The organism is Glutamicibacter sp. NPDC088483 (assembly GCF_044753145.1).
Taxonomy (GTDB): domain Bacteria; phylum Actinomycetota; class Actinomycetes; order Actinomycetales; family Micrococcaceae; genus Glutamicibacter.
This window is the reverse complement of sequence record NZ_JBIVMP010000005.1, coordinates 311,052-329,783: the sequence shown is the minus strand read 5'-3', so window position 1 is coordinate 329,783 and position 18,732 is coordinate 311,052. Positions and strand designations below refer to the sequence as shown.

The 18,732-nt window shown below is 60.7% G+C and carries 16 protein-coding genes; 10 read left to right on the top strand and 6 right to left on the bottom strand.

The window, feature by feature from the left end; all coding sequences use genetic code 11:
* Window positions 1-164: 164 nt before the first annotated feature.
* From ACIP6G_RS12690 to ACIP6G_RS12680, 3 genes are read left to right on the top strand one after another with little or no spacing between them, the layout of a single operon-like run.
* Complete coding sequence (locus tag ACIP6G_RS12690) at window positions 165-1,190, top strand: 3-oxoacyl-ACP synthase III (protein ID WP_013348415.1); 1,026 nt, start codon at window positions 165-167, stop codon at window positions 1,188-1,190.
* A complete protein-coding gene (locus ACIP6G_RS12685) occupies window positions 1,184-3,775 on the top strand; it encodes an alpha/beta fold hydrolase (RefSeq protein ID WP_400290582.1) in 2,592 nt (863 codons plus the stop codon). Before ACIP6G_RS12690 ends, ACIP6G_RS12685 begins: the two co-directional genes overlap by 7 nt.
* Window positions 3,772-4,779 carry an NAD-dependent epimerase/dehydratase family protein gene (locus ACIP6G_RS12680; protein WP_400290425.1) on the top strand — a complete coding sequence of 336 codons (1,008 nt, stop codon included), beginning with the start codon at window positions 3,772-3,774 and terminating at the stop codon, window positions 4,777-4,779. The genes ACIP6G_RS12685 and ACIP6G_RS12680 overlap by 4 nt, the downstream gene beginning before the upstream one ends.
* A gap of 32 nt (window positions 4,780-4,811) precedes the next feature.
* Here the strand turns inward: ACIP6G_RS12680 and ACIP6G_RS12675 are convergent, their stop codons facing one another.
* Window positions 4,812-5,906, bottom strand: a complete 1,095-nt coding sequence (locus tag ACIP6G_RS12675) for a hypothetical protein (protein ID WP_400290423.1) — start codon at window positions 5,904-5,906, stop codon at window positions 4,812-4,814.
* 256 nt (window positions 5,907-6,162) lie between these two features.
* Between ACIP6G_RS12675 and ACIP6G_RS12670 the strand changes: the two genes are divergently transcribed.
* Complete coding sequence (locus ACIP6G_RS12670) at window positions 6,163-7,023, top strand: prephenate dehydratase (RefSeq protein ID WP_400290421.1); 861 nt, start codon at window positions 6,163-6,165, stop codon at window positions 7,021-7,023.
* A 516-nt stretch (window positions 7,024-7,539) separates the two neighbouring features.
* Window positions 7,540-8,934, top strand: a complete 1,395-nt coding sequence (locus ACIP6G_RS12665) for an NAD(P)-binding domain-containing protein (protein ID WP_400290418.1) — start codon at window positions 7,540-7,542, stop codon at window positions 8,932-8,934.
* 84 nt (window positions 8,935-9,018) lie between these two features.
* Here ACIP6G_RS12665 and ACIP6G_RS12660 read toward each other — a convergent pair whose 3' ends face one another.
* Together ACIP6G_RS12660 and ACIP6G_RS12655 are read right to left on the bottom strand one after the other, a co-directional pair.
* The gene (locus ACIP6G_RS12660) at window positions 9,019-9,693 is read right to left on the bottom strand and encodes a response regulator (RefSeq protein WP_400290415.1); all 675 of its coding nucleotides are present in this window, start codon (window positions 9,691-9,693) and stop codon (window positions 9,019-9,021) included.
* 10 nt (window positions 9,694-9,703) lie between these two features.
* Complete coding sequence (locus ACIP6G_RS12655) at window positions 9,704-11,314, bottom strand: ATP-binding protein (protein ID WP_400290580.1); 1,611 nt, start codon at window positions 11,312-11,314, stop codon at window positions 9,704-9,706.
* A gap of 229 nt (window positions 11,315-11,543) precedes the next feature.
* Between ACIP6G_RS12655 and ACIP6G_RS12650 the strand changes: the two genes are divergently transcribed.
* The 4 genes from ACIP6G_RS12650 to ACIP6G_RS12635 are packed head-to-tail and all read left to right on the top strand — an operon-like array spanning window position 11,544 to window position 15,063.
* Complete coding sequence (locus tag ACIP6G_RS12650) at window positions 11,544-12,557, top strand: Bug family tripartite tricarboxylate transporter substrate binding protein (protein ID WP_400290412.1); 1,014 nt, start codon at window positions 11,544-11,546, stop codon at window positions 12,555-12,557.
* A complete protein-coding gene (locus tag ACIP6G_RS12645; protein WP_332594928.1) occupies window positions 12,554-13,057 on the top strand; it encodes a tripartite tricarboxylate transporter TctB family protein in 504 nt (167 codons plus the stop codon). Before ACIP6G_RS12650 ends, ACIP6G_RS12645 begins: the two co-directional genes overlap by 4 nt.
* 21 nt (window positions 13,058-13,078) lie before the next feature.
* On the top strand, window positions 13,079-14,665 hold the full coding sequence (locus tag ACIP6G_RS12640; protein ID WP_400290578.1) for a tripartite tricarboxylate transporter permease: 1,587 nt from the start codon (window positions 13,079-13,081) through the stop codon (window positions 14,663-14,665).
* Window positions 14,662-15,063 carry a universal stress protein gene (locus ACIP6G_RS12635; RefSeq protein ID WP_332727091.1) on the top strand — a complete coding sequence of 134 codons (402 nt, stop codon included), beginning with the start codon at window positions 14,662-14,664 and terminating at the stop codon, window positions 15,061-15,063. Before ACIP6G_RS12640 ends, ACIP6G_RS12635 begins: the two co-directional genes overlap by 4 nt.
* Before the next feature lie 69 nt (window positions 15,064-15,132).
* Here the strand turns inward: ACIP6G_RS12635 and ACIP6G_RS12630 are convergent, their stop codons facing one another.
* Complete coding sequence (locus tag ACIP6G_RS12630; RefSeq protein ID WP_105661845.1) at window positions 15,133-15,531, bottom strand: DUF4282 domain-containing protein; 399 nt, start codon at window positions 15,529-15,531, stop codon at window positions 15,133-15,135.
* A gap of 179 nt (window positions 15,532-15,710) precedes the next feature.
* On the opposite strand from ACIP6G_RS12630, the gene ACIP6G_RS12625 reads away from it, so the two are divergent.
* The gene (locus ACIP6G_RS12625) at window positions 15,711-16,727 is read left to right on the top strand and encodes a S66 peptidase family protein (RefSeq protein WP_400290409.1); all 1,017 of its coding nucleotides are present in this window, start codon (window positions 15,711-15,713) and stop codon (window positions 16,725-16,727) included.
* Window positions 16,728-16,816: 89 nt separating this feature from the next.
* Here ACIP6G_RS12625 and ACIP6G_RS12620 read toward each other — a convergent pair whose 3' ends face one another.
* Together ACIP6G_RS12620 and ACIP6G_RS12615 are read right to left on the bottom strand one after the other, a co-directional pair.
* The gene (locus tag ACIP6G_RS12620) at window positions 16,817-17,914 is read right to left on the bottom strand and encodes an alanine--glyoxylate aminotransferase family protein (protein ID WP_332730822.1); all 1,098 of its coding nucleotides are present in this window, start codon (window positions 17,912-17,914) and stop codon (window positions 16,817-16,819) included.
* Window positions 17,915-18,023: 109 nt separating this feature from the next.
* The gene (locus ACIP6G_RS12615; protein WP_400290407.1) at window positions 18,024-18,731 is read right to left on the bottom strand and encodes a phosphonatase-like hydrolase; all 708 of its coding nucleotides are present in this window, start codon (window positions 18,729-18,731) and stop codon (window positions 18,024-18,026) included.
* Between the last annotated feature and the right edge of the window lies 1 nt (window position 18,732).

Sequence of the window (18,732 nt, the reverse complement as noted above, 5' to 3'; positions counted from 1 at the left end):
ATTCCAGCTTTCGGCTGAAAACACGCGCTCAAATAGGTCTTGGCGTCATGCAGGGAATAACCTAGGGAGAACACATACGCAACCGATGGCGCACACCCATCGGCCACGACGTTTCAATGCAGCACGCAGCACATAGATAGTCCAGCAGAAACGAAGGCACCATTTTGAACGGCAATGCCACCTTTAAGCACCACAACGTTGCGCTTTTATCAGTGAACAGCGTCCTCGCACCCGAGGTGGTGAGCTCTGCAGAATTCGACGAGCGACTTGCTCCTAGCCTGAAACGCCTTCGCCTGTCCAAGAAGCTTCTGGAACGAGTTTCCGGGGTCAAGGAACGCCGCTGGTGGTCCGATGGCGTTGAATTCGACGACGCTGCAATTCTTGCCGGCAAGAAGGCGCTGGCCCAGGCCGGTGTCGATGCCAGCGAAATCGGCCTGCTGATCAACACTTCGGTCACCCGCCGCAACTTGGAGCCATCGGTGGCTTCCAAGGTGCACAACGGCTTGGGCTTGCCATCCTCCGCCATGAATTTCGACGTGGCCAACGCCTGCCTCGGCTTCGTCAACGGCATGAGCCTGGCAGCGAACATGATCGACTCCGGCCAGATCAAGTACGCCCTGATTGTTGCCGGCGAAGACGCCAAGCCAACGCAGGAAACCACTTTCCAGCGGCTGAACGCTGAAACTTCCACGCGCGATGACTACATGCGTGAATTCGCCACGCTGACCTTGGGCTCCGGCGCCGCCGCTGCGGTCATTGGCCCAGCGGATGCGCACCCGGAAGCGCATCGCATCGTCGGCGGCGTATCGCGTGCCGGCACCGAGCACCACGAGCTGTGTGTCGGCGGACCCTCGGGCATGTACACGGACACGAAGGGCTTGCTGGATAACGGCCTCGAACTGGTCGTGGATGCCTGGGATGAAGCCCATCAATCCGGATGGAACTGGAAGTCCATGGACCGCTACGTGACCCATCAGGTTTCCAAGTCCTACACCAATGCCATTATCAAGGCCGTCGGCCTGGTCAAGGACCGCGTGCCAATCACTTTCTCCAAGTGGGGCAACGTCGGACCGGCTTCCCTGCCCATGACCCTGTCCCAAGAAGCCGACTCGCTGAAGAAGGGCGACCGGGTGCTGTGCATGGGTGTGGGTTCCGGCCTGAACACCGCGATGATGGAGATTGCCTGGTGACCGAGCTTTTCCCCGGTGTAGATGCCATTTATTCGAAGTATCTGGAAGTACCGTCCACGTCGCAGGTGGACTCCCCGGGCACTAGGCACCGGTGGCACGTCCTGGATAACAACGAAGAACTGAAGCAACGCGGAATTGAGCCGGCCGGCACCTTGCTCTGCGTGCACGGCAACCCCACCTGGTCCTACCTCTGGCGCAGCCTGCTGAACCATGTGTCCGAGCACGGGCTGCCGTGGCGAGTGGTGGCAGTGGACCAGCTGGACATGGGCTTCTCCGAGCGCAGCGGCAAGTTCCGCCGCCTGGCCGACCGCGTCAACGATCTCGACGATCTGACTGGCGCACTGGGGCTGGCCGGCAAAATTACCACCGTGGGCCATGACTGGGGCGGCATCATCTCCCTGGGCTGGGCCGTTTCCCACCCGGACCAGCTGGAGAACGTGGTGTTGACCAACACCGCAATCCACCCTGCAGGCTTCGAGCTTCCCGCCGCGTTGAAACTCGCGTCCCATCCCGCGGTGCACGGTTGGGGCACCAAGACTTCCCCTGCCTTCTTGCAGGTAACCCACGCGCTGGCGCAGCCGGCCTTGGCCCCGGATATCCGCAAGGCCTTCATGGCCCCGTACACCAACGCTGAAAAGCGTGAGGGCGTAGCCAACTTTGTCGCCGATATCCCGTTCTCCCAGGACCACCCAAGCCGTCCGGCCTTGGACGAGATCTCGGAAGCAGTGCGCTCCTTGAAGGTCCCGGCCCTGATGCTCTGGGGACCCAAGGACCCGGTCTTCTCCGACCGCTACCTGCGCGATTTGATGTCGCGACTGCCCCACGCCCAGGTACACCGCTTTGAAGGCTCCAGCCATTTGGTGGGCGAAGACAACGATATTGCCACCCCGATCTTCCAGTGGCTTGCCGGCGAGAAGAGTTCCAAGAACACCTCGCGTGCCCAATCCCTGGGCGAATACCGTCCGATGCTTGCCGAACTCGATTCGCGCACCGAGGACCAATCGGCCGCGGTGGTGGACATCAATCCTGCGCGATCGCTGTCCTGGGCCGAACTGGGCCAGCGCGTGAATGCCCTGGCCGCAGGATTGCGCCAGATCGGAGTGCAGGCTGGCGACCGGGTGAACCTGCTGGTTCCACCGGGAATTGAACTGACCACCCTGATCTACGCCTGCCTGCGTCTGGGGGCGGTCATTGTGGTGGCCGATGCCGGCCTTGGCACCAAGGGCATGGGACGAGCCATCAAGGGCGCTGGCCCGAGCTACCTGATTGGCATCGACCGTGCGCTCACCGGTGCGCGGCTGTTCGGCTGGCCGGGAACCAGGATTGCCGCTGGAGACCTGCCTGCTGCGAAGCGCAAGCTGCTGGGGGTAGCCCATACCCTGCCCGAGCTCTATGAAGCCGGCAGCCAGGCCGCTTCCGGGTCCCGGGTTTTCGAGCCATCCGATCCGGATGCCGATGCGGCGGTCCTGTTCACCTCCGGCTCCACCGGTCCGGCCAAGGGAGTGGTGTACACGCATCGCGAACTGGCCGCCATGCGCGATACCCTGCGTGAAACCTACAACCTCAAGGCCGGCTCTGCGCTGGTGGCAGGCTTCGCGCCGTTCGCGCTGCTGGGCCCTGCTTTGGGTGCCACCTCGGTCACCCCGGACATGGACGTCACCGCACCGCGGACCTTGACTGCCGCCGCGTTGGCAGATGCCGCCCTCGCAGTGGATGCAACCACCGTCTTCGCCTCCCCCGCCGCGCTGGCTAATGTCCTGGAAACCCAGGATGCGCTGAACCAGGCTCAGCGGGAAACCTTGGAAGGCGTCGCGCTGATGCTGTCCGCCGGCGCCCCGATTCCCGAGCATCTGCTGGCCAAGGTGCAGGATCTGGTTCCCAATGCCCGGGTCCACACCCCGTACGGCATGACCGAGGCCTTGCCGGTCACCGATATCGACTTGGCCGGCATCCGCGCTGCCGGAGCGGGCAATGGCGTGTGCGTGGGCACCGCTGTCGCCGGAGCCACCGTTGCCATCGCACCGATTGATGCCCTGGGCGTGGCCGGAGACAAGCCGGAATACACCCCGAATGCCACCGGCGAAATCCTGGTCCGCGCCCCGCACGTCAAGGACCGCTACGACCGGCTGTGGATCACCGAACAGCTCAGCGTCTCCATCCCCGGCTGGCATCGCACCGGCGATGTCGGGCACCTGGATGAGGCCGGACGCCTGTGGGTCGAAGGACGCCTTGGCCACGTACTGCGCACCGCCAAGGGCGCGATTACCCCGGTAGCCGCCGAGCACGCTGTCGAGTCGGTTGCTGGCGCTGGCCGTGCCGCGCTGGTCGGCGTGGGACCTGACGGAACCCAGGCCGCGGTGGTCGTCATGGAAACGGTGCCCGCGGCTCGCAAATCCGGTCCGGCCGCCAGCGATCTGGCCCGCCAGGTTCGCGCCGCGGTCGCGGCTACCGGCACCGAGGTGGCAGCGGTCCTGGTAGTCCCAAGCCTGCCCACCGATATCCGGCACAACTCCAAGATTGACCGGGCCGCGCTCGCCCACTGGGCTGCCGCGTCCCTCGCAGGTGGAAGGATCCGCAATCCGTGAGCCCATCGAAAAATGAAGACGCTGCCCGTCGCGTTCTGGTCACCGGAGCCAGTGGCATGCTGGGTGGCGCTGTAGCCCAGCTATTGCGCGACAGGGGCCACCATGTGCGCACCTTCCAGCGCGGCAGCTCGGCATCAGCCATCGATGAAGTCCACGGCTCGCTTACGGATCCGCAGGCTGTCGCCGCGGCCGTGGAGTCCATGGACGCGGTCATCCACCTGGCAGCCAAGGTCTCCTTCACCGGTGCATGGGAAGACTTCGCCGCCACCAATATCGCGGGAACCAGCAATCTGCTCGAAGCGTCCAAGCGCGCAGGAATCAAGGATTTCGTGTTCGTCTCTTCCCCTTCCGTGGCGCACTTCGGCGATTCTCTGGCGGGCGCCGGTGCGGGCGAGGCCGATCCGGCCAAGGCGCATGGATTCTATGCACGCTCCAAGGCAGCGGCCGAGCTCAATGCCCTGGGCGCCGATTCGCCAGCACTTCGCGTCACCGCCATCCGCCCGCACGTTGTGTGGGGACCCGGCGATACCCAGCTGGTGGAACGCGTCATCCAGCGGGCCAAGGCCGGACGGCTGCCCCTGCTGGACCAGGGCGCAGCACTGATCGACACCACCTATATCGACAATGCCGCTGCGGCGATTGTCCGCGGTCTGGAACGCATGGACCACGCCCACGGGCGAGCCCTGGTGGTCACCAATGGCGAACCTCGGCCGGTGGGCGAGCTGATCGCCGGCATCTGCAAGGCGGGCGGCGCCCCGGCTCCGAAGCTCAACGTTCCGGGCTGGCTGGCCCGTGCGGCCGGTTCGGTGATCGAGAAGTTGTGGTTGGCAGCCGGTTCGCGCAACTTGGTTCATGATGAGCCGCCGATGACCCGTTTCCTGGCCGAGCAGCTGTCTACCGCGCATTGGTTCGACCAGCGCGAAACCCATGAAGTCCTGGACTGGAAACCTGCGGTAGGCATTGACGAGGGTCTGGAGAAGCTGGCGGAGCACTACCGGCGGTGAGCAAGCTTTTCCTCCGGAGGATTAGCTCCAGCTCAATAGGATTGCTGCGATCCAAAGCTTGTAAAAATCCTTAGCGCATTGACGACGCGTTGCACCGAATCCGGGGGAATCTGCGAGAGCGGAACGTTAGGCTTTCGACTGGCAAAGCTGCTGCGCCGCAGGCTCCTTCCGACCTCTTCCAGTCCTGGGATTCCAATCAGCTCATTCAAGAAGAATTCTCTGGCCTCAGATTCAGGCGCTTCTTCGAGTGGCAACTGGGAAAGAGGCTTGAAATTGAATTCCAGGGACAGCCCTTGCACACTGAAATAGAATATCGATACGGTGCCAAGCCGAGTTCCCATTGAATCGAAAATGGGAATCGTGCCCGCGGGGTATTTTGACCTCGACCCTAGGAATGGCAATTCCGACTTGAGCGCAGAATTAATCAGTTCGTCGAACGCTTCCAGGCTTTGCCTGTCACTCTCAAGAAGCCAGGAGCGGATGCTGCTTGCTTCCCACCGGGTGGTCTGGCGATTCTCCGGTGTTGATTTCGCATTGGCCAATTCTTCGCCGAATACGTGAGGCAACAGGAGTTCAAGCTCCCCATGCCGCCTCCGGGCATATTCGACTGCAACGATCGATGTTCCTGGGCCGGCCATCATATTCAAGTATTCAACCATGAGTCTCAACTGGGCATTGATTGCATCGACCGCTAGCACGATTCGAAAATTTCCCTGCGTCAGGTTCAGCGCAAGGGACTCTTTCAGTGTCGTCGCCGTCTCAGTATTTTCATCCCAAAGCGGCGTGGAAGAACGGTCTCTCCAGCGCTGCGCAAATTCGTCGACGTCCATCTTCCATAGACGCGAGGCATAGTCGAACATCTGGCCAACGATTTCACGCCTGATCTGCGGATTAGACGCCAACTTGCATTCGACGAGGGTGACTTCCCCTCCGGCATCCACCACGACAATATCTGCGGGGCCGACCTCGGACTGGAATTCGCGACAGGCTTTCGCTTCGGAACTCACGCCTGGAATCAGTTCCGGGTGGTTCTCAAGGATCTCCTGTAATTCTGATTCCAAGGCATACCCAATTTTTTGGGGTTCAAACCATGCCCCGTCATCTTGCCGAACCAATATGCTCGCCATGGTTGATGCTCCTTTGCACTGTGGTCTACAGCATAACGACCGCAATTGGCCCAGGAGCAGAGGAACGGAACTATGTTCGCGTGAAAATTCGTCGCCGATCCGCATACCTTGCCGTAATTCATCAGCACTCCAAGCTCCGTTCGGCAAGGGGCGCAAGCATCGTCAGGTGTCGCGCCCTCGACGTCCAGAAGCCCCGTCCCCGCAACCTTGACACAAGTTTTTCATCAGGAAAGGGGCACTGGGTTATGTTGATTCAATGCGCAACAAGATTTCCTATCAGGGCGAAGCCGGTTCCAATTCCAATATGGCTTGCACAGAACTTTTTCCCGATATGGAAGCCGTGCCCTGCGCCAGCTTCGAGGATGCTTTCGCCCTGGTGGAAAACGGCGAAGCTGAGTTGGCCATGATCCCCATCGAGAATTCGCTGGCCGGACGCGTTGCCGATATCCACGTCCTGCTGCCCGAATCGCAGCTGCAGATCGTGGCCGAGCACTACCTGCGAATCCGATTCGATCTGCTGGGGCTGCCAGGCAGCACCATTTCGGGCGCTACTGAAGTGCACAGCCACATCCATGCGCTGGGCCAGTGCCGCAAGATCATTCGCGAGCATCAGCTCACTCCGATCATTGCTGGGGATACCGCAGGTTCCGCGCGCGAGGTGCGCGATTGGAATGATCCCACCAAGCTGTCCTTGGCGCCACCTCTGGCAGCAGAACTCTATGGCTTGGAAGCGCTGGCTACAGGGGTGCAGGATGACCAGACCAATACAACTCGTTTCGTTGTACTTGCACGCCGGCAGGATCTCCCGAGTCGCTCCACCATGCCAGAATCCGTGATCACCACATTGGTCTTCCAGGCTCGCAACGTTCCTAGTGCGCTGTACAAGGCCCTGGGTGGTTTCGCTACCAACGGCGTGAACCTCACCCGCTTGGAAAGCTACATGGTGGGTTCCGGCTTCGCGGCCACAACTTTCATGGTTGATATCGAAGGACACCCCGACGATCTTCCGGTACGCCGAGCCCTGGAGGAGCTGGACTTCTTCACCTGGGAAATCAAGATCCTCGGCTCCTATCCGGCCAGCGAGCACCGACAGAATACTGTAGCGTCCTTCGTTTGATCCCTGGAGCTAATTCCTCCGGACATGTCCCGGCACCGCGACGAAGCTACTGGACCCTTCAGCCCAGCCACAGCTCCCCTTTCAACGACATGATTACGCGCGGTTTTCAACGTTGCGCCCCTGTATTTTCAGACTCTCGCAAAAGTTCCAGCACCCGCATTCCGCTGTGCAGCTGATCCGGGTTCCATCGGGGCTGCACCACAGCGTTCCCTTCTGCTCTGTACCAACTCCTGACCACCCTCTTTGGCATTCGATTGCACGCTATTCTTCCGGCTGACTCATTCCGAAAATGCCCACTGACCTCTGCATTCAAGATCCATATAATTGACGGCTGGTAGAATGGGGATTTATAGCCTGTGCCTATGGAAGGTTTTCATATAGAAATCTGCACCTCCCGTCCGCACGGCTAGAGAACTGGTTTAGAGCACATTTGTTGTAACGCGCGGCCAAATATCCCGGATTCCGGTACTGCGGCCTGCGCGAGATTTTCAAGGCTTACAGGCCGGAGAGGAACGCTTGACTCAACGCGTCGCAATCATTGGAGCAGGACCCAGCGGCATCGCCCAGCTGCGGGCTTTCGATTCTGCCAAGAAAACCGGGCAAGATATCCCAGAAATCGTCTGCTTCGAAAAGCAGGATGATTGGGGAGGCCAGTGGAACTACAACTGGCGCTCCGGGATCGACAAATACGGCGAACCAGTGCACTCGAGCATGTACCGCAATCTCTGGTCCAATGGCCCGAAGGAAGCCCTGGAATTCGCCGAGTACACCTTCGATGAGCATTTCGGCGGGCCGATTTCGTCTTATCCGCCACGAGCCGTGCTCTGGGATTACATCAATGGCCGCGCAGAGAAATCCGATATAAAGAAGTACGTGCGCTTTGCCACCGTGGTCCGCTGGGTAGATTACAACGAAAGCACCGAGCTCTTCACCGTCACCACTGAAGATCTGAAAACCGGCAAGACTGCGTCCAGCGACTTCACCCATGTCGTGGTCGGAACCGGCCACTTCAGTTTCCCTAACGTTCCTGAATTCGCAGGAATAGGCACTTTCCCCGGCGAGCTCATGCATGCCCACGATTTCCGTGGAGCCGAGCGCTTCGCCGGCAAGGACATCCTGCTCATCGGCGCCAGCTACTCTGCCGAGGACATCGGCGTCCAGTCCTTCAAGATGGGTGCGCGCTCGGTCACCTACAGCTACCGCACCGCTCCGATGGGCTTCGACTGGCCCCAGGGCATTGAGGAGCTTCCGCTCATCGATCGCTTCGAAGGGTCCACGGCCCATTTCAGCAATGGCGTATCACGCAAGTTCGATGCGGTAATCCTGTGCACCGGCTACCTCCACCATTACCCGTTCTTGCCCTCCGGGTTGGCTCTGGACTCGCCGAACAATGTCTATCCGGATACCTTGTACCGTGGTGTCGCATCCGAGAACAACAACAAGCTGTACTATCTGGGCGCCCAGGACCAGTGGTTTACCTTCAACATGTTCGATGCCCAAGCATGGTACGTCCGTGATCTGATTACCGGGAAGGCCTCGATCCCCGCAGCGGGCGACCAGCGGATGAGCATCGATGCGTGGCTGAGGCGTTTCAATGCCATTGAAACTGCTGAAGACGAAGTGAAGTTCCAGGCCGACTACATTCGCGATCTCATCGAGCAGACCGATTACCCCATGTTCGACCTGGATGAGGTCACCCGTACCTTCATGGCATGGAAGAACGACAAGAAGAAAAACATCATGACCTACCGGGACAAGGTTTATCCTTCGGTCATGACCGGTACCATGGCAGCCACGCACCATACGCCGTGGCTCAGCGAATTGGACGACAGCTTGGAACGCTACATGGCTCCCATTCCGTCCGAAAGCGTGGAAGACTTGGCCGCGACTGAAAAGGCCACGTCAAAGTAGCGCTGAGCGGAACCGCGCACTGTGGCTGCGTGCTTTTGGACGCAGCCACAGTGCTTCCTGATCTGCAAAACCCAGGTTCCGGGGCTAGCTCCTCCATGAGTAGCGGCGTTCGGGCCTGCCGACTCCCCCGTAGCGCAGGTTCACCTGAGCCAGGTTTTCCTCTGCCAGGTATTCCAGATACCGGCGAGCGCTCACCCGGGACGTGCCCAGCTTCTGCGCGGTTTCGGTGGCCGAGATGGGTTCGGCAGCTTCCTTGACGATGCTCTCAACCAGTTCCATGGTTTCGGCGCTGCAGCCTTTGGGAAGAGGCCGGCGCTTTTGTCCGCCGAGCCCGAAGAGCATGTTCACATCGGCCTGCTGCAATTCCTGGTCCGCTGCTTCGCCCAGTGGCTGGTAGGCCTTCGCGTAGTGCTCCAGCCGTTCGCGCAGGTCATCCCGCGAGAAAGGCTTCATCAGATAGTGGACGATGCCGCCACGAAGCGCGCGGCGCACGGTATCCATTTCCCGCGCCGCGCTGATCACCAGGATATCGAGCTCCGGCTGGACTTCGCGCAGGCGCTGCAAGAGGTCCAGGCCGTTCATGTCCGGCAAATGGATATCGAGCAAGATGAGATCCGGCGAGAGCGCGCCGGCGGCCTTGATCGCGTCACCGGCGGAGTGCGCCACGCCGACCACGGTGAACCCCGGTTCGCTGTTGACGAATCCAGCGTGCACCTTGGCGACCATGAAGTCATCGTCGATCACCAGTACTTTGATCACTTCTTGCTTCCTACTTCCTGAGCGTGGCGGTAAACCGGGCACCTTGGACATTGGCCGCGGCCAGCTCTCCACCGCGGCGGCGGCAAACCAGGCGGCTGATGGCAAGGCCGAAGCCCCTGCCGCCGGAAACCGCGCTGTCCTTGGTGGAGAAACCTTGGGTGAAGATCTCGTCCATGGCATCTTCCGCGATGCCTTCTCCATTGTCCCTCACGGTGATTCGCACCAGCTCGCTGGTTTCCTCGATCCCGACCTGGATTTCCGGATTGGCAGCCGCAGCGGCCGCGTCCATCGCGTTATCGACGAGATTGCCGATCACGGTGGTCAGATCTCGCGCCAGCTGGTCCTCGCACCTGCCCAAGGTTGAGCTAGGCGCCATCTTCAGGTGCACCCCTCGCTCGGCGGCCACGCTGGACTTGGCAATCAGCAACGCGGCAATCGTGGGTTCGGCGATGCACGCGGAGACGTCCTCGAAGATCTTGCTCCGGCTGAAGCTCACGCCATCGATGAAGCCCACGACCTCGTCGTATTCCCCGAGCTGGATCAACCCGGAAATTGCGTGCAGCTGGTTGGCGAATTCGTGGGTCTGCGCCCTGAGCATGTCGGCGGTGGCCTTGCTGTCCCCAAGTTCTTGTTCCAGCAGGGTCAGTTCGGTCTTGTCGCGGAAGGTGGTGACCGATCCCAAATCCCGCCTGGCGGTCTTGACCGGCATCCGGTTGAAGACCAATACCCGCTCGCCGACAAGGAATTGCCGGTCGGGCAGCTCTTGGCTGGCGGTCAGTGCATGGCGCACCTGCGGAACAACATCCAATTCGTCCAGGGTCTTGCCCACGCAGTGGCTGGGCAGCTGGAGCAGCTCGATGGCGACATCATTGGCCAGCATCACCCGGCTATCCGGCGACACCGAGATGATTCCCTCTTTGACTCCGTGCAGCAGGGCTTCGCGATGCTCGAAAAGCTCTGCAATTTCCCGCGGTTCAAGCCCACGGGTCTGGTGCTTGACCCGGCGGGCCAGCAAGACTGAGCCGGCGGTGCCCAGCAGCAGGGAAATGACCAGGGTGAACAAGGCGTTGGGAGCGATCTCCTGGATCATCTCGCCGGTGCTGGGATAGCTTTGGCCGGCGCTGACGATGCCGACCATCTTCCCTTCGTCGTCCAGCACCGGAACCTGCGCAATCAAGACGTGGTTGCCATTGCGCCAGATTTCCCCGGTCCATCCGCGGCCTTCGGTGACGGCGGATTCAGGGTGCAGTATCGAGGTTCCGACTTCATCCGGGTAGCTGGAGGTGACGACCGTTCCCCGGGGATCGGCAATGGTCACGAATTGGAGACCCGAGGTGCTGCGCACCGATTCGCCCATGGCAGGCAACGCCGAACCCATTTCCGGCTCCGCCTCGGGCAGGAGCACGCGCAGCAGGGGGTTCGCAGCCAGCGATTCGGCGGCCGAGAGGCTGCGGCGCCCCTCGATTTTTTCGAAGTTATTGGTGGCCTGGGTCAGCGATACCGTGATGACCCCGGCCAGCACCACCGCGATAATGAGCAATTGCAGTATCAGGTACTGCCCTGCAAGGGTCAGCTTGCGGCGCGTGTACAGATTAGCGAGCCAGAAACGCACGGCACCCATTGCCTCGCCCCCAATATTCCTGAAATCCACGTTGCACCCGGCAGGTCCTTGCTGGCACCTGCATCCGGGCACTGTGCTACCTTACCGAAGATTCGAATGGTTCAGATCACAATTTCCGGTTACACAATGAACAGTATTTTCTTTGAGTACGCAAGAGTGACCCGGCTCACGATGGCACGTAAGTTGGTATCACTCGCAACCCCGATGAAAGCAAAGAGGCTGAATCCCCATGAAACCCTTCAAGTCGTTCCGTGCGCTGAGCGCGCTGGCAGCTGCCGCTGCACTGGCCCTGACCGCCACTGGCTGCGGCGTGACATCAGAGTCTTCCAGCACTGACGCCGCAGAGTCCAAGGGCCCCATCGCGAACCTCCGCATCATGGTGCCGAACACCCCAGGCGGCGGCTACGACACCACTGCCCGTGTTGCCGCCAAGGTCATGGATGACGCATCGCTGGCCAGCAACCCGGAAGTCTTCAACCTTGCCGGTGCCGGCGGCACCGTCGGCTTGGCCCGCATTGTCAATGAGAAGGGCAATGGCGATCTGGCCATGCTCATGGGCCTGGGCGTGGTTGGTGCAAGCTACACCAACGAAACGGACTCCAAGCTGACCGATACCACCCCGATTGCCAAGCTCATCGAAGAGCCCGGAGCGATCATGGTTTCCAAGGATTCTCCGTACAAGAGCATTGACGACTTGGTCAAGGCCTGGAAGGACGACCCAAGCAAGCTCTCGGTCGGCGGCGGCTCCTCCCCTGGCGGCCCGGACCATCTGCTGCCAATGCAGCTGGCCGAAGCCGTGGGCATTGATCCCAAGGACGTGAACTTCGTATCGTACGATGGCGGCGGCGACTTGCTGCCGGCCATCCTGGGCAACAAGCTGGCCTTCGCTGCCTCCGGTGCCGGCGAGTACATGCAGCAGATCGAAGAGGGCTCTGTTCGCGTACTGGCCACCAGCGGCGAAGAGCGCCTGGAAGGCGTAGATGCCCCGACCCTGAAGGAATCGGATATCGATCTGGCGTTCTCCAACTGGCGCGGCCTGGTGGCTCCACCTGAGATTTCCGAAGAGGACAAGGCCAAGTGGGTCAACCTGGTCACCGAAATGCATGATTCGGCCGAGTGGAAGGAAGCCCTGGCGACCAACGGCTGGAGCGACGCCTTCATGACCGGTGACGAATTCTCCGCCTTCCTCACCGACCAGGACGAGCGCGTTGCCAGCGTCCTGAAGACCCTGGGCCTGGCGTGAGCGAAGTAGGCACCGCAAAGAAGAAACGCGTCGAACTCCTGTTCGCCGCGTTTCTTCTTATCGTCGGAATCATCGTGTTTGTTGACGCGTCGCAGCTTCATGTGACGTACTCCCAGGCAGACGTTGTAGGTCCCAAGGCCCTGCCTTACGTCGTCTCGGGCATTCTCATTCTTTCGTCCATTGCCTTGGCCATCACCGTCATGCGTGGCAACCTTGCAGCGGGCGAAGAAGGCGAAGACGTGGACCTGAGCCAACCTTCGGATTGGAAGGTCCTGCTCCCGCTGATCGGCATCTTCGTGCTGAACCTGCTGATCGTTAATTGGGCTGGCTGGGTCATCTCGGGAACCATCATGTTCTTCGGCGCGGCCACCTGCCTGGGTGCACGGCGCTGGGTATTGACCTTGGTTATTTCGCTTGCCTTGGCGCTTGGTTCGTTCTACGGCTTCTATCTGGGTCTGGGCATCAAGCTTCCGGCCGGAATCCTCTCGGGGGTGCTCTAATTGGAAACTCTGGATTTATTGATGGGCGGCTTCGCCTCGGCGCTGACCCCGATTAACCTGCTCTTCGCTTTCGCCGGTGTCATCCTGGGAACCGCTGTAGGAGTGCTCCCGGGCATCGGCCCGGCCATGGCTGTGGCACTGCTGCTGCCATTGACCTTCGGCATGGAAACTTCCAGCGCACTGATCATGTTCGCCGGCATCTACTACGGCGGGATGTATGGCGGGTCAACCACCTCGATCCTGCTCAATACCCCGGGCGAATCGGCAACAGTCATCACGGCCATCGAAGGCCACAAGATGGCCAAGGCCGGCCGTGCGGCACAGGCCTTGGCCACCGCGGCCATTGGATCCTTCGTTGCAGGAACCATCGGTACCGCGCTGCTGGTGACCGTCGCCCCGATCGTCGTGAAGTTCGCGGTGGGCCTTGGCGCACCGAGCTACTTCGCCATCATGGTCCTCGCTTTGGTAACTGTCACCGCAGTCTTGGGCTCTTCCAAGATCCGCGGGTTCGCTTCCCTGGGCTTGGGCTTGGCCATTGGCCTGGTCGGCATGGACCCGGTCTCCGGGCAGCAGCGCCTGACTTTCGGCTTCGCTCCCCTGGTGGACGGCATGGACATCGTGGTGGTCGCCGTGGCGATCTTCGCCATTGGCGAGGCGCTGTGGATTGCCGCGCACTTGCGCACCAGCCCGGCCCGCACCATTCCGGTGGGTGCCCCGTGGATGGGCAAGGAAGATTGGAAGCGTTCGTGGAAGCCCTGGCTTCGCGGTACCGCCTTTGGGTTCCCCTTCGGCGCGCTGCCTGCCGGCGGTGCCGAAGTTCCGACCTTCCTGTCCTACGTCACCGAAAAGAAGCTGTCCAAGCATCCTGAGGAGTTCGGCCACGGCGCCATTGAGGGCGTTGCCGGCCCGGAGGCCGCGAACAATGCCTCTGCCGCTGGCACCCTGACTCCGATGCTCGCCTTGGGCTTGCCCACCAATGCCACCGCTGCGGTGATGCTGGCGTTTTTGACCATGAAAGGCATCCAGCCCGGTCCGCTGCTCTTCGAGAATGAACCAGACCTGGTGTGGGCCCTGATTGCCAGCTTGTTCATTGGCAACACGTTGCTGCTGCTGATCAACCTGCCATTAGCGCCGCTGTGGGCGAAGCTGCTGAAGATCCCGCGCCCCTACCTGTACGCAGGCATCTTGTTCTTCGCAACGCTGGGCGCCTTCTCGGTGAACATGCAGGTAGCTGATCTCTGGCTGCTGCTGCTGATCGGTTTGCTGGGCTTTGCCTTGCGCCGCTTCGGCCTGCCAGTGCTTCCGCTGATCCTTGGTGTCATCATCGGCCCCATGGCCGAGGAACAGCTGCGCAAGACCTTCCAGCTTTCTGCTGGTGAAGTCTCAGGTCTCTGGAGCGAGCCGCTGGCCGTGGGCATCTACGTGCTCATCGCCGTCCTGCTCCTGCTGCCAGTGCTGATCTCCGCTATTCGGCGCAAACGCGGGACAGCGTCTGCCGCCGCCGAGGCCCTGCTGGGCGACGATGCAGCTGGCGGCCCCGAGCCGGAACAGGCGAAGCCTGGCCACGGAAATGAGAATAGCAAGGATGCTGAAAGGAATGAATCATGACGATCGTAGTGGGCTATATTCCCTCGCCAGAAGGCGAAGCCGCCTTGGAACGAGCCATTCTCGAAGCCAGGCGCAGCGAGGTGCGATTGATCGTAGTGAACTCTTCGAAGGGCGATCAGCTCGTTGACGACAGGCTCATTGACGCGAAGCAGTACCACGAGCTGGAAGCCCGCCTTTCTGATGCCGGCATCGATTTCTGGATTGAGCGCCACACCCAGGGTGCCGATGCGGCAGACCAGATCCTGCATGTAGCCCAGGCCCAACGAGCCGAGCTGATCGTGATCGGCCTGCGCAAGCGGACGGCAATGGGCAAGTTCCTCATGGGAAGCAACGCGCAACGGATTCTGCTCCAGGCTTCCTGCCCAGTGCTGTCGCTCAAAGCGTCCAGCGACTGGTAGTTCTGCACGCTGTTCGCTCAACAACGGCCAATGGCCCGCACCACGGGTGCGGGCCATTGGCCGTTGGACTTACTTCTGGTAAGGGTTGGCTGGCGGAGTGCCGCCGCCATTGGCGGTTGGATCCTGCGGCTGCTGGGGAGCAGGAGGATTACCCGGGTGCGGGCGGTAGCCGCCTTCTGCCGGCGGGATGCCACCGGCCAGACGAACGAGTTCAGTGGTGTTCTCTGCCGTGCGGATCTGTGCCAGCAAGGATTCGAGTCCTGCACGGACCAGGACCAAATAGACCAGGGACACCAAAGGACCCACGATCAGGAGCATGAGGAAGCCGAGCATTGCATCAGCCATGAACCCGGAAATCACGATTCCGAGGTAGCCGATCGCCAACAGGACCATGATCAGGATGTAAACGATCTTGATGATCGATGGCGTGATGAATTGTTTGAATTCCAAGTCGAAGAGGGACTTCACCTTATTTGCTTCTTTCTTTAGAGAAATTGCGCTGTCCCGCCCACGTTATCGAATTTCGCAGTATTCTCCCAGTAGCTGGAGCGGAATATCTTCATTTGTTGCGAAAATTTCGCCAACTAGTCGCCTGCGACTGCGTGCGGGTTATTATCCCCTGCCAAGCCAGACCCTAGACTGATTGCATGACAAGCCATGAGAAGCCGACCATCGTCCCAGCCCGATTGCAATCCGGAGACACCATCAGGGCCATCGCGCCATCGTGCTCCCGCGCCTTCGTGATGGAATTCGACAATACGAAGTGGATCACTGAACGCTTCGAGGCCATGGGGCTCAAGCAGGAATTCGGAGATCACGTAGACGAGAACGATGACTTCGACAGCTCGCCGATCCCGTCGCGCGTGGCCGATCTGCACGCCGCATTTGCCGATCCTTCTGTCGCCGGAATCATCTCGGTCATTGGCGGCTTCAATTCAAACGAGCTGCTCCCCTACCTCGATTGGGATCTCATTGCCGCCAATCCCAAGGTCTTCTGCGGCTATTCGGATTTCACCGCGCTGGCAAACGCCGTGCATGCCAAGACCGGCCTCGTTACCTATGTCGGCGCGCATTGGTCCAGCTTCGGCATGCGTGATCATTTTGAACCAACCGGACAGTGGTTCCGGACCGCAACCCACGAGCACGCGTGGACCATCGAGCACGCCAGCGAATTCACCGACGATTTGTGGTTCATGGATCAAGACAACAGGTCCGTCCAGGCATCCGGCGGACCGTGGATCCTGAATCAAGGAGCGACCACGGGCACGGTGATTGGAGGGAATCTGGGCACGCTGCATTTGTTGCAGGGCGGCGAATTCATGCCATCCTTGCACGGGGCGATGCTCTTCATCGAGGAAGACTCCTCCGAAGACATCCACGAAATCGCCCGGAAGCTCGCCTCTTTCCTGCAGTCCCCTAGCGCCGCTGGCCTGACCGGGCTGGCCATTGGGCGTTTCCAGCGGCAATCCGGCATCACCCGTAGCCTGCTGGAGCAAGTCATCGCAAAGCACCCGATCCTGCAGCGCATCCCGGTTGTGGCCAACCTCGATTTCGGCCACACTTCCCCGATGTTCACCTTGCCGATTGGCGGCTACGCCAGGCTTTCGACCGGTGACGATTCGGTGCAGCTGCACTTTGCGCATTCACAAGACCAGCTGGGCTAGCCCAAGGGCCACGGCAAAAAGCGGGACCATTCCATCTCCTGGTTGGCCCCGCCTTGCTTTGCGCTCAGTAGGCCACGGCCCTCACGGGCTTAGGCCTTGTCGATCGCTTCCTTCAGCGCAGCCAGCAGCAGCGCCACCGAACCCGGATTAGCGTTGGGGCCCATCATGCCGACGCGCCATACGGTGCTCGCGTACTTGCCGACACCGCCGCCGATTTCAATATTGAAGCGGTCGAGCAGGTATCCACGGACCTTCGCCGAATCAACGCCTTCAGGAACGTAGACCGTCGTCAGCTGCGGCAGGCGGTACCCCTCCTGGGCGAATAGCTCCAGGCCCATTTCCTGCAAGCCATCTTGCAGCAAGCCTCCCGCTTCCTGATGGCGGGCGGTGACCGCGTCCAGGCCCTCGGCCAGGATGCGGTCGATGCCGGCTTCCAGCGATGCGACCATCGAGACCGGTGCGGTGTGGTGGTAGGTGCGTTGGCCCCCGGTGGAACCTGTGGCGTAGCCGCCGAGCAAGCCCAGATCCAGATACCAGGATTGGGGCTTCTGGACGCGGCGCTCGAAAGCACGGTCTGAAATGGTAAATGGTGCCAATCCCGGAGCCACGCCGAGGCATTTCTGCGTGCCGGCATAGCCAACGTCAATCCCCCATTCATCAGCCAGCACCGGCATGCCGCCAATGGAGGTCACTGCATCGGTGATCAGCAGTGCATCGCCCTTGATTGCGCCCAGCGCGGCTATATCGGAAACAACTCCGGTACTGGTTTCAGCATGCACGCCGGCAATGACGGTTGGGTTCGGGTGCGCCGCGGCAACGCGTTCGGCATCGATCGGCGTGCCGTATTCATGCTCGACGCGGACTACTTCAGCGCCAGCGCGCGCAGCAACTTCGCACATGCGCTCGCCGAATAAGCCGTTGATCGCGATGACCGCTACGTCGCCTGGGTTGATGGTGTTGACGAAAGCGGCTTCCATGCCAGCTGAGCCCGTGGCGCTCAAAGGCAAGGTACGGGAGTTTCCGGTTCCCCAGAGAGTACGCAAACCATCAGCAACGCGATCCATGCGTGCAATGAACTCCGGATCCAGATGGCCCAGCAGCGGAAGGCCGAGCGCTGCCGTTGCCTCGGGATACGGGTTGCATGGACCCGGTCCGAACAGGTGGCGCTGAAGAACAGTCTTGCTCATGACGACTCTCTTTCATCTCAATGGGATGTTCCAACTAGAGCTCAGCATATCCCGCATCCCAATCCGAAACGAAACATATCTTCCGCATTGCAAAATTACTCGGGTCGAACTACACGGCCGCGGGCTCGATCGCCTCGAGATAATCCGGCAGCTCCGCCACGGATTCGAGGATGGCGGCATGCGGGAACCGGTCCAGCTCTTCGCGGCCCAGCTTCCCGGTCAGCACACCGATCCCGTGCACCCCCGCGTGATGCGCGGCCAGCAGGTCGTTGGCGGTGTCGCCTGCGGCAACAACCTTGGCTACATCGCGAATTCCCGTCAGCTCCATCGCTCGATGAATCATGTACGGCGCAGGGCGTCCCGCTGCTGCTTCATCGCCGGCAACCACTGCGTCGAGGAGTTCGCCAGGACCGACCTTCCACTCCAAGCCATCGAGGATGATATCGGCAACATCGCGCGAGAACCCCGTTGTCAATGCGATCTTCTTGCCGCTGGCAGCCAAGCGTTCCAGCGCTTGCACGACACCTGGCAATGCGACGGGCGGATTCTCCCGGTAATATCCCAGCAGCAGATCGCGGAAACGGCCAAACTGCACTTGCACCTGCTCATCGCTGGCAACAGCTCCGCCAAGTTCAATCAGCGCTTTGATCGCTTCCTTCTTCTCGGCGCCCATCCAATGCTGCAGATCCTCCTCCTTGACCTCAACACCGAATTCGCACACCGCATTCTCCAGAGCCCGGTACACATCGGCATGCTCGTCAATGGTCGTTCCAGCCATATCGCAGGCAATGAGTTCAAACATGTCTTCTCGTTTCATC

What these genes read in the sequence shown, in the direction of transcription:
- ACIP6G_RS12675 (WP_400290423.1), bottom strand. Translation starts at nt 5,906, where the DNA reads ATGGCGAGCATATTGGTTCGGCAAGATGACGGGGCATGGTTTGAACCC.
- ACIP6G_RS12670 (WP_400290421.1), top strand. Translation starts at nt 6,163, where the DNA reads ATGCGCAACAAGATTTCCTATCAGGGCGAAGCCGGTTCCAATTCCAAT.
- ACIP6G_RS12655 (WP_400290580.1), bottom strand. Translation starts at nt 11,314, where the DNA reads ATGGGTGCCGTGCGTTTCTGGCTCGCTAATCTGTACACGCGCCGCAAG.
- ACIP6G_RS12650 (WP_400290412.1), top strand. Translation starts at nt 11,544, where the DNA reads ATGAAACCCTTCAAGTCGTTCCGTGCGCTGAGCGCGCTGGCAGCTGCC.
- ACIP6G_RS12640 (WP_400290578.1), top strand. Translation starts at nt 13,079, where the DNA reads ATGGGCGGCTTCGCCTCGGCGCTGACCCCGATTAACCTGCTCTTCGCT.
- ACIP6G_RS12635 (WP_332727091.1), top strand. Translation starts at nt 14,662, where the DNA reads ATGACGATCGTAGTGGGCTATATTCCCTCGCCAGAAGGCGAAGCCGCC.
- ACIP6G_RS12625 (WP_400290409.1), top strand. Translation starts at nt 15,711, where the DNA reads ATGACAAGCCATGAGAAGCCGACCATCGTCCCAGCCCGATTGCAATCC.
- ACIP6G_RS12620 (WP_332730822.1), bottom strand. Translation starts at nt 17,914, where the DNA reads ATGAGCAAGACTGTTCTTCAGCGCCACCTGTTCGGACCGGGTCCATGC.
- ACIP6G_RS12615 (WP_400290407.1), bottom strand. Translation starts at nt 18,731, where the DNA reads ATGAAACGAGAAGACATGTTTGAACTCATTGCCTGCGATATGGCTGGA.